The following is a 650-nucleotide window of genomic DNA, read 5'->3' as shown; positions in this document are numbered from 1 at the left end:
ATCTGCTTCACCCACACGTTTAATCGTTAGTGCACCCTTTACTACTGTCATTCTTTCTGGGGCCGCAGTTCCAAACGTGTACTCACCCGCTTGCATCACACCTACACTGACGTCTTCTCCCTCTTGAGAAAAACCAAGAGATTTAACGCCACCATCGAAATAGGTATTTTCTTTAATCATTGTACTTCCTTGTCTTTATTCAGAACGGCGTGAGCTTATAACCTGTCTCATCACCAAATTTACGTGCCTGATTGTTTTAACTAATTCACCGGTTTCCTACAAGCAATTAATCGTCATAAGTTAGTGCTTTTGAGTGTTCCATCAACTCACTGAAATCACTTCATACCCAACACAATTAACGCTTTAACTCTTGCGTTGGCTTGTGGAATGTCGATCCTGCTTCTAACTTTGACAAGTTTCATTGCAATGTAGGTTATCAATAAATAGAATTGCTGATTCAAATGGAAGGAAACAGCTGTAAAAATGGGACAAAAAGAATCGAAAAACAGAGATCTATTGACTCAAGCGCTGTTTTACCTACTTCTATTGATCGGACTTATTGCAGCAGTCTATGCCAGTTATACCGCCTATCAAACTCATCAGAAATTTGTCGATCCAAGTAATGTCTACGGCAATTGGATAGAGGTGGG

1 protein-coding gene is annotated in these 650 nt (G+C 40.2%); it reads right to left on the bottom strand.

The annotated features are described in order from the left end of the window. Positions 1-180: pyrimidine/purine nucleoside phosphorylase (locus KIV40_RS30655; protein WP_285353056.1), on the bottom strand; the 180-nt coding region annotated here is incomplete at its 3' end. Positions 181-650 lie beyond the last annotated feature (470 nt).

The sequence above is a fragment of the Vibrio sp. D173a genome (genome assembly GCF_030248475.1).
This window is presented reverse-complemented; position numbering and strand designations above follow the sequence as displayed.